The 12,814-nt window shown below is 34.2% G+C and carries 10 protein-coding genes, 1 tRNA gene and 1 pseudogene; 8 read left to right on the top strand and 4 right to left on the bottom strand.

Annotated elements, in window-relative coordinates; translation table 11 throughout:
* Together SOY52_RS02155 and SOY52_RS02160 are read left to right on the top strand one after the other, a co-directional pair.
* Nucleotides 1-442: 5'-nucleotidase (locus SOY52_RS02155; RefSeq protein WP_320847343.1), on the top strand; the 442-nt coding region annotated here is incomplete at its 5' end.
* A 405-nt stretch (nt 443-847) separates the two neighbouring features.
* Nucleotides 848-920, top strand: a tRNA-Asn gene (locus SOY52_RS02160).
* Between the two features lie 108 nt (nt 921-1,028).
* Here the strand turns inward: SOY52_RS02160 and SOY52_RS02165 are convergent.
* Complete coding sequence (locus SOY52_RS02165; RefSeq protein ID WP_320847344.1) at nt 1,029-2,276, bottom strand: diaminopropionate ammonia-lyase; 1,248 nt, start codon at nt 2,274-2,276, stop codon at nt 1,029-1,031.
* A 345-nt stretch (nt 2,277-2,621) separates the two neighbouring features.
* On the opposite strand from SOY52_RS02165, the pseudogene SOY52_RS02170 reads away from it, so the two are divergent.
* Nucleotides 2,622-3,832: pseudogene (locus SOY52_RS02170) on the top strand (uracil-xanthine permease family protein).
* A gap of 37 nt (nt 3,833-3,869) precedes the next feature.
* On the opposite strand, the gene SOY52_RS02175 reads toward SOY52_RS02170, so the two are convergent.
* Both SOY52_RS02175 and SOY52_RS02180 read right to left on the bottom strand, forming a co-directional pair.
* Complete coding sequence (locus tag SOY52_RS02175; protein ID WP_320847345.1) at nt 3,870-5,219, bottom strand: phosphomannomutase/phosphoglucomutase; 1,350 nt, start codon at nt 5,217-5,219, stop codon at nt 3,870-3,872.
* Nucleotides 5,206-5,676 (bottom strand): hypothetical protein, encoded by a 471-nt coding sequence (locus SOY52_RS02180; protein ID WP_320847346.1) that lies wholly within the window; start codon nt 5,674-5,676, stop codon nt 5,206-5,208. The genes SOY52_RS02175 and SOY52_RS02180 overlap by 14 nt, the downstream gene beginning before the upstream one ends.
* Before the next feature lie 43 nt (nt 5,677-5,719).
* On the opposite strand from SOY52_RS02180, the gene SOY52_RS02185 reads away from it, so the two are divergent.
* A complete protein-coding gene (locus SOY52_RS02185; protein WP_320847347.1) occupies nt 5,720-7,330 on the top strand; it encodes a class I SAM-dependent methyltransferase in 1,611 nt (536 codons plus the stop codon).
* A gap of 28 nt (nt 7,331-7,358) precedes the next feature.
* Here the strand turns inward: SOY52_RS02185 and SOY52_RS02190 are convergent, their stop codons facing one another.
* Nucleotides 7,359-8,558, bottom strand: a complete 1,200-nt coding sequence (locus tag SOY52_RS02190; RefSeq protein WP_320847348.1) for an ROK family transcriptional regulator — start codon at nt 8,556-8,558, stop codon at nt 7,359-7,361.
* A gap of 171 nt (nt 8,559-8,729) precedes the next feature.
* On the opposite strand from SOY52_RS02190, the gene SOY52_RS02195 reads away from it, so the two are divergent.
* The 4 genes from SOY52_RS02195 (at nt 8,730) to SOY52_RS02210 (ending at nt 12,798) form a co-directional block, all read left to right on the top strand.
* Entirely contained in the window at nt 8,730-9,779 is a 1,050-nt protein-coding gene (locus SOY52_RS02195; RefSeq protein ID WP_320847349.1) for a Gfo/Idh/MocA family oxidoreductase, read from the top strand.
* 20 nt (nt 9,780-9,799) lie between these two features.
* Entirely contained in the window at nt 9,800-10,759 is a 960-nt protein-coding gene (locus tag SOY52_RS02200; RefSeq protein ID WP_320847350.1) for a tripartite tricarboxylate transporter substrate binding protein, read from the top strand.
* 70 nt (nt 10,760-10,829) lie between these two features.
* Complete coding sequence (locus SOY52_RS02205) at nt 10,830-11,297, top strand: tripartite tricarboxylate transporter TctB family protein (RefSeq protein WP_320847351.1); 468 nt, start codon at nt 10,830-10,832, stop codon at nt 11,295-11,297.
* A gap of 10 nt (nt 11,298-11,307) precedes the next feature.
* Entirely contained in the window at nt 11,308-12,798 is a 1,491-nt protein-coding gene (locus SOY52_RS02210) for a tripartite tricarboxylate transporter permease (RefSeq protein ID WP_320847352.1), read from the top strand.
* Nucleotides 12,799-12,814: the final 16 nt, after the last annotated feature.

Here is a 12,814-nt window from a genome sequence, read left to right on the forward strand (position 1 = left end):
AGCTGAAACAGGTGCTGATTTCACAATCACAAATGGTGGTGGTATCAGAGCTTCAATCAACCCAGGTAAGGTTACTCTTGGTGATGTTAACAACGTACTCCCATTCACAAACATTGTTGCAGTATGTGAAATCACAGGTGCTCAGGTTTATGAAGCTCTCGAGTATGGTTACAGAATGATTCCTGAGACTAACGGTGGATTTACTCAGACAGACCTTAAGGTTGTATATTCTAAGTTCAGCCCAGCTGGCTCAAGAATTAAGAGAGTAGTTCTTCCTAACGGAAACATTATCGATAAGAACGCTACATACACAGTTGCTACAAATGATTTCTTAGCAGCAGGTGGTGATGGCTTCACAATGTTTGGTAGGGTTGTTCAGGAAGGCAGACAGCTTAACGAAGTATTTGCTGATTACCTCGCAAAGGTTTACCCAGTAAAATAAGCATAAGCTTAATTAATAGTTGACCGCTTCTTAATTGAGGCGGTCTGTTTATATCTTCTGTTAAGTTTAATAATACTTTTATTGATAAAGGATAGTTAACTCAAATAATGCGATATAGCGCAATAGGGCTATTTAAAACGCATTAACTAAAATAAATGGTATTTTATACTTTGAGTTTTATGGTATTCCTATTTTATTCTTTTTTGATAAGATAGAAATTAAATTGTATTTATATTTTTCATTAGGTTTATTATTTACAAAAAAGAATTTTAATAATTATTTATATTGTAATATGATAAGTATAATAATAAATTTTTTTTCAAATTTCTAATAATTTTTTTTGAATATGTGTTGACTCTTTTTTTATAATAACGTATATTACTACTCGTTGCTGATAAAAAGCATTCCCCTTTAGCTCAGTCGGTAGAGCAGCGGACTGTTAATCCGCCTGTCGCAAGTTCAAATCTTGCAGGGGGAGCGAGCCTCGGATAATCTCCGAGGTTTTTTTGTATTATTAGAAATATGATTTATTTATTTTTGAAAGAGTAAAAAAAATAAGCGGCAACTAGTGCCGCTTTGAAAGTATTTATCTTTGTGTCCAATATTCTCTTGGAACAGGATCACAACCATCCCAAATAATTTGTCTGAAGTGGGTTGGGTCTGTATTACCTTCGGTGTTAATAAAGAGTATCTGGCTCTTACTATCGATTCCTAGGTGCTCGATTAAATCTTTACACATATCCTTTTCTGTTAGAATTGAATAAAGCGCACCAAGTGTAACTGCTCCTGACTCACCAGAGATTACCATTGGATCATCCTTTAATGGTGTTGCTAAAATTCTCATACCACGTGCAGCAATGTAATCTGGAACTGAAATATAAGCATCAACTAATTCTTTTAATACTGTCCAAGCAATAGGAGAAGGCTCACCACATGCAAGACCTGCCATGATGGTATCAAGATCACCTGTAACTGTATGTGGCTCTCCATCATTGATTTTTGCTGACTCATATATACAAGCTGCTTTATTTGGTTCTACAACAACAAACTTAGGCATATCATCTTTGAAAAGTGATGCATAGAATCCGATAACTGAAGCTGCTAATGCTCCAACTCCAGCTTGTACAAATACGTGAGTAGGCTTGAAGTAACCCATACCTGAAAGCTGTTCTTGAGCTTCAAGAAGCATTGTTGTATAACCTTGCATAATCCAAGTTGGTACCTCTGTATATCCTGGCCATGATGTATCACTGATGATTTCCCAACCATTTTCTTTTGCGTCGATTGCAACTTGTCTTACAGCATCATCATAGTTACCATCTACTACTGTTACTTTAGCTCCAAAAGCTTTAATTGCATTAATTCTTGCTTCACTAGTTTCTTTATGAACATAAATATTACATTTATGGCCTAGCATACGTGATGCCCATGCGATACCTTTACCATGATTACCATCAGTAGCTGAAGCAAATGTAATAGTTCCGAGCTTTTCGTGGCATTCTTTGCTGAAAAGATATTTATAACTCATCTCTTCATCTGAAAGACCTAATTTTTTCTGTAAGAAACGATAAATAGCAAATGAGCCACCCATTACCTTAAAGCTATTTAATTCAAGTCTCTGTGATTCATCTTTAATAAAGATGTTTTCAACACCTAACATCTCTGCTAAATGAGAAAGAGGATATAAAGGTGTTTGTTTGAATGTTGGAATCTGGCGATGAAAGTTTCTTGCTGTTCTAGCAATATTAACATTAAATAACTTATCTGCTGGTGAAGTATCCTTTTTATCATACGTTTTAAGGATATATTCGAAATCTAACTTATCTGCGTTCATATATATCTCCCGTTTTCGGCTATAATATAAACATTATATTAAATAGAATCAATATCTAAAAAATAATTATGCTAAAATTATTAAATACTCATATTTTTTTAAGAAAATTTAGTAAATCGGAAAATATTATAGTAATTAAAAGACATTTATTGTAAAAAATTTATTAAAATACTAATGAATAATAAAAAAAATACATTTTAAATAAAAATTAATAAAAAAAATCTTTTAAAAACTAAAATATAGTATAAACTGATTTTTATGGAATCTAGATCATTATTTGAATTAAACGGGAAAATGCCTCCGCTTAAGAATGCTGTTCCAATTGCAGCACAGCATCTTGTAGCGATGATAGTAGGGTGTGTTACTCCTGCAATTATTATTAGTTCAGTTGCAGGATTAGAAGAACAAATGAGAATTGTACTTATTCAATCTTCTCTAGTAATGGCTGCCATTTCAACGCTTCTTCAATTATTTGGTATTACAAAGTTCTGTGGTGCAAAGCTCCCTGTTATTATTGGTGTTTCATTTGCATACCTTTCAAGCATGAAGGGTATTTGTGAAACATTTGGACTGGCATATGTATTTGGGGCTCAACTTGTTGGTGGTATAGTTGCAATTATTTTTGGTATAATTTCTAAAAAGATTGTAAAGTTCTTTCCTCCTTTAATAACAGGTACTGTAGTATTTACTATCGGACTTTCACTTTATCCTACAGCTATTACTTATATGGCAGGAGGAAGTGGAAACCCTGACTTTGGTTCATTAACAAACTGGGGAATAGCAATTTTTACATTAATAATTGTTACAATCTTAAACCACTATGGTAAAGGCTTAAACTTGCTAGCATATTAATAGGTATTATTTGTGGTTATATCGTTTCATTATTCTTTGGTCTTGTTGATTTCTCAGCAATCGGACGAGCCGATTACTTTGCTCCATTACAAATAGTTCCTTTTGGAATTAAATTTGAATTTTCATCAATTTTGACAATGTCAATTCTATTTATAATTAATAGTGTGCAAGCAATTGGTGACTTTAGTGCTACTACAATGGGTGGATTAAATAGAGAGCCATCAAGTGATGAGATAAGAGGTGGTATTATCGGATTTGGTGTTTCAAATGTATTATCATCACTTTTAGGAGGTCTTCCTAATGCTACATATTCACAGAATGTAGGTATTGTATCAACAACTAAGGTAGTAAATAGAAAGGTACTTTCACTATGTGGTATTTTCTTATTGGTAGCAGGCTTAATGCCTAAGTTTAGTGCCTTCTTAACAACAATACCACAATGTGTATTAGGTGGTGCTACAGTATCTGTATTTGCATCAATCGCAATGACTGGTATGAAGTTAGTAACTACACAAGAAATGGACTATAGAAATACTTCTATCGTAGGCTTATCTGCTGCACTTGGTATGGGGGTAAGCTTAGTAAAAGAAAGCTTAGCTCAATTCCCTCAATGGGTTACTATGGTATTTGGCTCATCCCCAGTAATTATTGCTGCATTCGTTGCAATTATTCTGAATTTAATACTCCCTAAAAAACTTAAGTAAATAAGAGGGGCTCAACTGAAGTGAGCCCCTAATTTCATTAGTTAAACTGTTTTATAATTGAAGAAATATCACTAAGGTGTTTATCCATTTCTTCTTTTGTTGAAGCTTCTAATACTATTCTAAGATAAGGCTCAGTATTACTCTTTCTAACATTGAACCACCAGGTATCAAACTCAATTCTATAACCATCGAAATCTAGAACCTTATTAGCTTTTTCCTCAACTACATATCTTTGATAAAGAGCATTAATAGCAGCATCTTTATTTTCTAGCTTGAAGTTTACTTCACCACTATTTTGATACTTAATGATTTCATCAATCAGCATAGAGAGTGTTTTTCCTTCTCTCTTTAGATCAGCAACAACTGATAATACGAGGAGGGATGCATAAACACCAGAGTCACAATTACCAAAATCTCTAAAATAATAATGACCTGCAAGCTCACCACCAAAAATACCATTAATTTCTCTAATCTTTAGTTTAGCAAATGCATGTCCAACTTTCCAAGTTGTTACATTAAATCCAAGCTTTTCAAGGTACTCTGTTGTTGATCTACTTGTTCTAATATCTTGTAAAACATTACCTTTTTCTTTCTTTGAATAATAAAGGCCAATAACTGCTGTAATGTAGTCTGGTTGGATAAATCTACCTTTTTCATCGATGAACATTACTCTATCTGCATCACCATCATAGATTACACCACAGTCAGAGTGGTCAGCTACAACCTGCTTCATTAAGTCTTTACAGTTTTCAACTTCTAATGGATTTGGTTCGTGAGCAGGGAAGGTGCCATCAAAGTGGTCATAGAGGTAGTTAATGTTATCATTATACTCCTTTAATACATCCTTAATAACTAAGTTAGCCATTCCGTGTGATAAATCCATAGAAATCTTTAAGTTAGAAAGGTCTGTAACACTCTTTCGTAAGAAAGCTACATAGCTATCCTTAACATCACTTCTATCAATTACTTTACCTTTTACTTCTTTAACAACAACTTCACCTTCATTTACAAGTTTCTCAAGGTCTTTTAATCCTGTTTCACCACCTACAGGAAGAGCTCCCTTTCTACTGATTTTTAATCCATTGTATTTTGGAGGGTTGTGGCTTGCTGTGATTTGTACAGATGCTGATGCATCGAGGAAAGTGGTTGCAAAATAAACCATTGGAGTTGTTGCAAGACCTAAATCATAAACATCTGCACCACTATCTGTAATACCTTTTAATAGTGCATCATGTATTTCATCTGAACTAACTCTAACATCACGACCTACTGCAACAAAACTTGCATTTAAGAGAGAAGGGAGGAAATATCCAACCTTATATGCAGTGTTCTTGTCAAAATCAACATTGTAAATGCCACGAATATCATAAGCTTTAAATGCGCCCATTCTTTAACTCCTTAACTATTTTCTCAAATTCTTTACTGCTAATTAACTCAAAATAAATTAACTCTCCACTGTCTAACTCTACCTGAGTTACAGTTTTTGCAAAAAGAGCAGTAATTTTTCCAACCTTTGATAAAGGTTCTTTAGCTTTTGATCTAATTACTCTTTCTGCTTCAGAGCGTCTTACTGTAGTAATACTTTTTATACTACTTGCTTTAAATGTCATATCAAAGCGAACATATTCAACTTTATTTTTCCTTTGGATTGTGTATCCTAAAAAAGTTGGAAGTCGCTCAAAGTCCTCAAGATAAAAAGAATCACTAAAGGCACATAAAAATACACCATATTCTCTTAAGATTCCCTTGTTGGTTCCAAACCAAGTTGAAAATGTCCTCCAACCAATTTTACTATTTAGTTGTGCTTCCTTTTCTTTAATAAATTCTATAGCTTCTTTGTCCATTAGAATATTCCAAATTTAAATTATGATATATTATATCAAAATTATGGAAGAGTTTGTAAAAAAAGATTTTGCTAAGATTCTTAAAGCAAATGCACTTGAAGCAAGAAGGTGGATGAATCTTAGCGACAGCAATGTTGCTAGAATTTATGATCGTAATTTAGATGCACTACCTGTTACAGTTGAGTTATATGGTAAGTATGCAAAGATTGTAAACTATAGTGATATTGAAGATGAAAAAGTTAAAGAAGAAACAATAGATATTGTTTCTAGAATGGTTTATGTAGAAAGAGATAAAATTATTTACCAGGATAGAAAAAAGAGAGAGCAAAAGGAACAGCATGAAAAATTAGATGAAGAGGCTGTTATTGTAAAAGTAAAGGAAAATGGCCTTGAATTTATATGTGATTTAACAACACACATCGATACAGGATTGTTTTTAGATCATGTAAATACTAGATTACTTGTGAAGGAAAATGCTGTAGCTTTAAAGGTATTAAATCTTTTTTCATACACTGGTTCGTTTTCAGTTTATGCAGCTGCTGGCGGTGCTGATAGTGTTACAAGTGTTGATTTATCTAATACTTACTGTGAGATTGCAAGAGAAAATTTAAAAAATAATGGTTTTTTGAGTACTCAAAATTATCCAGTTATTAGCCAAGACGCAACTGTTTTTGTTAATCAAGCTATTGAGAAGAATGAAAAGTGGGATTTAATTATTTTTGATCCTCCTTCATTTTCAAATTCTCACAAAATGGCACAGCCTTTTGATGTAAAAAAGGATGCAAATATCTGGTTTTATAAATTAAGTAAGATATTAAAGCAGAAAGGGATATTGATTTTTTCAACTAATTTAGCTACTTTCTCTTTGGATAAATCTAAACTTAAAAGTGCATATAAGATTACTGAGATAACAGATGATGTAAGGCCTATAGGTTTTTCTTCAAAAAAAAGTGGGAAATCTAGAGTATATCTATTTGAAAAGATGCAAGATGCATCAGAAAGTATTATCAGTAATAGTAGTATAAGGAAAAGAGAAGTGGAAAAGGTTAAGGATGAGGATTTTGAGAGATTAGTCCTCTCAATGGATAAGGAAGAAGAAGATAAAAAATTCTATGATAAGAATGATAAAAAGCCTTTAAAGGATAGAGAAAGATCTAATTTTAGGGATGAAAAATCTAAAGGCGATAGACCTCGTCGTTATCAAGATGATAGAAAATCTTTTAACAAAGATAGAGATAGACGTGGTAATGAGGATAGACGTTCTTTTAATCGTGATAATGATAGAAAGAACTTCAAAAGAGGGGATGAGAGAAGATCATATAGAGATTTTGATGATAGGCCTTCCTTTAGAGATGATAGAAGTAAATTTAGCAGAGAAGATAGACCTTCAAGACCACGTTTTGAGGATAAACCTCGTTATGAAGATAGATATTCTCGTCCTAGATTCGATGATAAAGAAAGATTTGATGATCGAAGAAGGGATAATAAAAGAGATGAGAGACCTTCTTTTAATCGTGATGATAGAAAATTTAACTCAGATAGAAGAGTTAATAAAAATGATAGAAGAGGTGTTAGACCTTATGGCTATGACTCAATTCGTGAAAGTCGTGGTAGAAAAGAAGAAAATGACTTCTTCTGGAGAGATGATGAATAATGGTGGCGGGATGATAAATCCCGCTTTTTTAATTAGCAAAAAGAAGTTCTGCTTTGTTTTCTAAAACTAATGAAGCAGCTCCTCTTGCAGAACCAAATTCTCTAAGTTTAGCTTGTTCTACTAAAATGTGACTTCCTGGAAGTTCAACCGTCATCTTTGACTCCATGTTTTCTCGAAGCTTTGAAACTAAATACCTGCTACTACAACCTAAAGCACCACCAATAATTACTTTTTTAGGGTTTATGATATCGCAAATTTCACCAATTCCTTTTGAAAGCGGGGTAACTAAGGTATCTAAAGCAGCCATAGCACAGCTATCATACTCATCTGCAAGCTTACAAATTGTAATTGCATCGACTTTGATGTCAGGACAGTTTAATCTTGTGGATAAATATTTTTTTTCTTTTCTTAGTTCGTTTGCTTTTCTTTCTAATGCTTCACTATTTGCAAGAGTTAATAAGCACCCTCTTTTTCCACAGTCACAAAGAGGTCCATTTTCATCTACTACAATGTGAGAAATACGTCCTGCAGAGAAGGTGTCTCCATATAAAAGTCTTCCATCAATAAAGATAGCAGATCTTATTCCATGACCAAGACCAATGTAAATTAAATTTTTCTCACCTTCAGGATTAGCATATCTAAATTCAGCAAGACCTGCTGCAGTAAATCTATTAACAGAATAAACCTTTAGATTTAACTCTTTTGATATTATTGCACCAACATCAATAGGATCATGCCACTTTAAATCATTTACGATCATGATTTTATTTTGATATGTATCTATAATACCTGGAAGACCTAAACCTATTGCAGGTAGTGTGTATTCATCACAAGTTGAAAGTATCTTTTTTATTTCATAAAAGAAGCTTTCGAACATAGAATCTGGAGTTAGATTTTTAACTTCTTGACCTATATATTTATCAACAACTTTTCCTGATAGTGTAGTTTTTACAAAACTCCAAGCCTCTCCATCAAAGCTAGCACCTATTGCATTCCACTTTGAATCATTTAGTCGTAAGCCTAATCCAGGTCTACCACGTCTACCATTATCTTCAGCTTCTGTTTCTTCAACTATAGATTTTTCTATTAATTCACTAACTACATATGAAACTGTAGTTTTTGAAATACCAAGCTCCTTTGCAATATTTGCTCTTGATAAGCCTGGATATGTAAAAATTGTATCAATTATGTTTTTGTAATTGACAAATTCTAAATCCTCAAACCTCATATTTTAATTGTAATGTACTTAAGTGAAGGACGCAAGGATTTAAATATTATTGAGATAAAAACTTTCAATAAAATAAATTAAATATATGAAAAAATGAATTAAAAAATAATTTGTAAAATTGATTGACTAATTCGAAAAATGTGGTAGTCTAAAAATATAGGAGAGAAAAAAGTGAGGAAAGTTGGTTTTGGAATCATCGGCCTTGGCGTAATTGCTGAAACTCATTTTATTGCAATTGAGAAAAATGAAAATTGTGAGTTTGTAGCAGCATTTGATGCAGTACCTGGTAAGGCAAAAGCTTTTTGTGAACGCCATGGAAAGGGTAAGGCATATGATGATTTAGAGAGCTTTTTAAACGATAGTGAAATTGAAGCTGTAACAATCGCAACACCATCAGGTTATCACCTTGAACCTGCTCTTGCAGCAATTAGACACAAAAAACATGTAATTATTGAAAAACCAATGGAAATTACAGCTGAGAGAGAAGAATTAATTATTAATGAAGCTAAAAAAGAAGGTGTAATTGTTACTGGCGTATTCCAATCAAGATTCTATGATGCTCCACGCTTGATTAAGAAAGCAATTGATGAAGGACGATTTGGACGTTTAACACTTTGTGATGCGCAGGTTAAGTGGTTTAGAAGTCAAGAGTACTATGACTCTGGTGCTTGGAGAGGAACTTGGAAGGTTGATGGTGGTGGTGCTTTAATGAACCAGTCAATCCATGCAATTGACCTCTTACAGTGGTTCTGTGGTCCTGCCGAAGAAGTTCAAGCATACACAGCAACACTTGCTCATGAAAGAATTGAGGTTGAAGATACAGGCGTTGCCGTATTAAAGTTTAAAAACGGTGCTTTAGGTGTTATTGAAGGTTCAACAAGTGTATATCCAGGTTTTTTGAAGAAGATTGAAATTTGTGGAACAGAGGGGTCTGCAGTTCTTGAAGAAGAATCATTAAAGGTTTGGTCCTTTAAAAATGAAACAGAAGAAGATTCCGAAATCAGAAGAATATATTCAGATGCAACTAAAGCAGGTGGTGGTGCTAGCGATCCAAAGGCAATTAATACTTTAGGTCACGAAAAGCAATTTAATGATTTTGCTTCAGCAATTATTGAGCATAGAGAACCAGAAGTAAATGCTGAGAGTGCTAGTGAAGCTGTAAAGATTATTACTGCAATATACGAAAGTGTAAGAAGTGGTAAAAAGGTTAAGGTCAATTAAATTTAAAAGGAGATAGATTTATGAAAAAATGCTTAGTAATGTTGCTCATAGCAGCAATCGCAGTTACTGGTCTCTTTGCACAAGGTGCAGCAGAGAGTGCAAATTTCCCTTCAAAAACTGTTGAAGCAACAGTAGGTTGGTCTGCAGGTGGTGGTGGAGACATCGTATTTAGAGCTCTTGCTGATGTTTTCCCAAAGTATGCGAATGGTCAGACAATGATTATTAAAAACGTACCAGGTGCTTCAGGTATCACAGGTGCGGTAGAATTCTTAGATGCTTCAGCTGATGGTTATGCAGTAATGCACTGGAATAACGCAACAATGGCTAAAACACACCTTTCAGAAACAGTAATCACAGGTGCTGATACTTTCAAAACTGTTTGCCAGGTTGTTTCATCTTATAACTACCTCGTAGTAAGAGCTGATAGTAAGTATCAGAGTCTTCAGGACTTCCTCGCTGACGTTAAGGCAAATCCTGGTAAAGTAACTTGTGGTAACGCAGGTGCTAACGGTGGTAACCACCTTGCTGCTTTAATTTTCCAAAAGGAAACAGGCATTGAACTTACACACGTTCCATATTCTGGTGGTGGCCCAGCTATTACAGGTCTCTTAGCTGGTGAAGTTGATTGTGTTATGGCTAATGCTCCAGAAGGTATTGCTAACGTACAAAACGGTCAGCTCAGAATCTTAGCTGTATTCTCAGAAAATAGATACTCAGCATTCCCAGAAGTTCCAACAGGAAAAGAGTGTGGTGTTGATGTTATCCTTCCACAGTGGAGAACTGTTGTAGTACCAAAAGATACTCCAGATGAAATCGTTAACAAGCTTGCTGACATTTACAAGAGCTGCTGTGAAGATCCTCAGTTTAAGGATGCAATGACATCATTAAGTGTAGAAGTTACTTACAAAGATCCTCAGGCTGCTACAGCATTCATGAAGAGTGAAGATAAGCGCTTTGCAGAACTCGCTGCAACACTTTAATCTTTTACTTAAGTAAATTTAGGGGGGAAGGTAAAGTTTTCCCCCTAATTTTTTAAGGAGATGAATTTCGATGAAGGATAATAAAAAATCTGCAGACTTTATCATATCTATATTATTGATTTGTCTATCAGCATTCCTTTATATGACTGCAAATAAAATGCCTAGTGCTACAAAAGGTATTGGTCCAGGTGATTACCCAAAATTTATCTGCCTAATACTATTTGTTTTAGGAGTTGTACAGCTAATTAGCGTTATTATCTCATCAAAAGGTATTCCTCTAATAGATTTTAAGCGCATTAATGTTAAGTACTTAGTTAGAGCACTAATTATGGTTGTAATGACATTTGTTTATTACAAGCTAATGAAAGGTGTTGGCTATTTATTAACAACTCCAATTTACCTCTTTGCATCATTTATGCTCTTTGGCTATAAAAAGAAAGTTAAAGGTGCGGTAATTGCAGTTATATTTACAGTTTGTATTTATCTATTATTTACAAAAGTATTTATGGTATTCCTTCCAAGAGGAATTTTAGGTTAAGGAGAAAGAGATGTTTTCAAATTTAATAGCAGGATTTATCAATGTTCTCCAGCCTTTTAACTTCCTTATGGCTGTGTTTGGTACAGTAGCAGGTGTAGTAATTGGAGCACTTCCAGGTTTAAGTGGTTCAACTGGTATTATCTTGTTACTTCCTTTAGTTTATAAAATCGATGCAAGTGCAGCATTACTCCTACTTTGTGGCTTGTTCTGTGGAAGTATGTATGGTGGATCAATTTCTGCAATACTTCTAAATACTCCTGGAACTCCATCTGCTACAGCAACACTTTTAGATGGATATCCAATGACACAGAATGGAGATGCAGGTAGAGCATTAGGTATTTCCGCCGTATCCTCATTTATCGGTGGTTTAGTTAGTGCTATCTGTCTTGCTTTAATTGCTCCTCAGCTTGCAAAGGTTGCTCTTTCATTTACAAGCCCAGACTTCTTTGCTTTATCAATATTTGGCCTTTCAATCATGGCAAGTACTGGTAAGGATACTGTAAAGGGTCTTATTTCAGGTTTCATTGGCTTACTTATTTCTACTGTTGGTGTAGACCAAGTAGCAGGTATCGATCGATTTACCTTTGGAAATGTACGCTTAATGAGAGGTTTACAACTACTTCCTGTATTAATTGGAGTCTTTGCTTTAAGTGAAGTATTTACAATTGTTCAAAAGGGTGGTGAAAGAGAAGGTGCTGCAGCTAACCAGAGAGTAGGTAGAGTAATTCCTACCAAGGCTGACTTTACAGCATTATTACTTTCAGCAGTAGTTGGTGGTTTAATTGGTGTATTTATTGGTATTATTCCAGGTACAGGTGGAGCTATTTCCTGTTTCTTAGCTTATCAGGTTGCAAAGAAGCTCTCTAAGAGAGGAGATAAGTTTGGAACAGGTGTTCCAGAGGGTATTGCTGCTCCTGAAGCTTCAAACAATGGTACAACTGGTGGTGCTCTAATTCCTATGCTTTGCTTAGGTGTTCCAGGTGATACAGTTACCTCTGTTATGCTTGGTGCATTAACACTAATTGGTGTTAGACCAGGTCCACAGATGTTTGTTGAACCAGAAGGAATTACAATTGTATATGCAATCTTAGCTGGTATGATTGTTATTCAGTTTATCATGCTAGTAACAGGACTTTCATGTGCTAAGGTATCACCAAAGATCTTAAAAATACCTCAGACAGTATTACTACCTATAATTGCAGCACTATGTATTGTTGGTGCATTTAGTAACTCAAATAACTTATTTGACGTATTAATTGCAATTGTATTTGGTATCTTAGGTTTTGGTATGAAGAAGTTTGGTTATCCAGGAGCACCATTAGTACTTGGTATCGTACTTGGTCCTATTGCTGAATCAAATCTCAATAGAGCTTTGATTTTATCAGAAAATAGCTGGACAACATTTGTTACACATCCTATTTCCTGTGTATTCTTAATTCTTTCACTTGTAATTATTGTTTTCTCTGTGATAAAGAATATCAAAGAGAAAAAGAGTGAATAATCGATTGGGGGTTAAT

Source organism: Bullifex sp., assembly GCF_034103065.1.
GTDB lineage: Bacteria > Spirochaetota > Spirochaetia > Sphaerochaetales > Sphaerochaetaceae > Bullifex.

Excerpts from the sequence above, each read along its gene's own strand:
- SOY52_RS02165 (WP_320847344.1), bottom strand. The coding sequence starts at position 2,276 with ATGAACGCAGATAAGTTAGATTTCGAATATATCCTTAAAACGTATGAT.
- SOY52_RS02175 (WP_320847345.1), bottom strand. The coding sequence starts at position 5,219 with ATGGGCGCATTTAAAGCTTATGATATTCGTGGCATTTACAATGTTGAT.
- SOY52_RS02180 (WP_320847346.1), bottom strand. The coding sequence starts at position 5,676 with ATGGACAAAGAAGCTATAGAATTTATTAAAGAAAAGGAAGCACAACTA.
- SOY52_RS02185 (WP_320847347.1), top strand. The coding sequence starts at position 5,720 with ATGGAAGAGTTTGTAAAAAAAGATTTTGCTAAGATTCTTAAAGCAAAT.
- SOY52_RS02190 (WP_320847348.1), bottom strand. The coding sequence starts at position 8,558 with ATGAGGTTTGAGGATTTAGAATTTGTCAATTACAAAAACATAATTGAT.
- SOY52_RS02200 (WP_320847350.1), top strand. The coding sequence starts at position 9,800 with ATGAAAAAATGCTTAGTAATGTTGCTCATAGCAGCAATCGCAGTTACT.
- SOY52_RS02205 (WP_320847351.1), top strand. The coding sequence starts at position 10,830 with ATGAAGGATAATAAAAAATCTGCAGACTTTATCATATCTATATTATTG.
- SOY52_RS02210 (WP_320847352.1), top strand. The coding sequence starts at position 11,308 with ATGTTTTCAAATTTAATAGCAGGATTTATCAATGTTCTCCAGCCTTTT.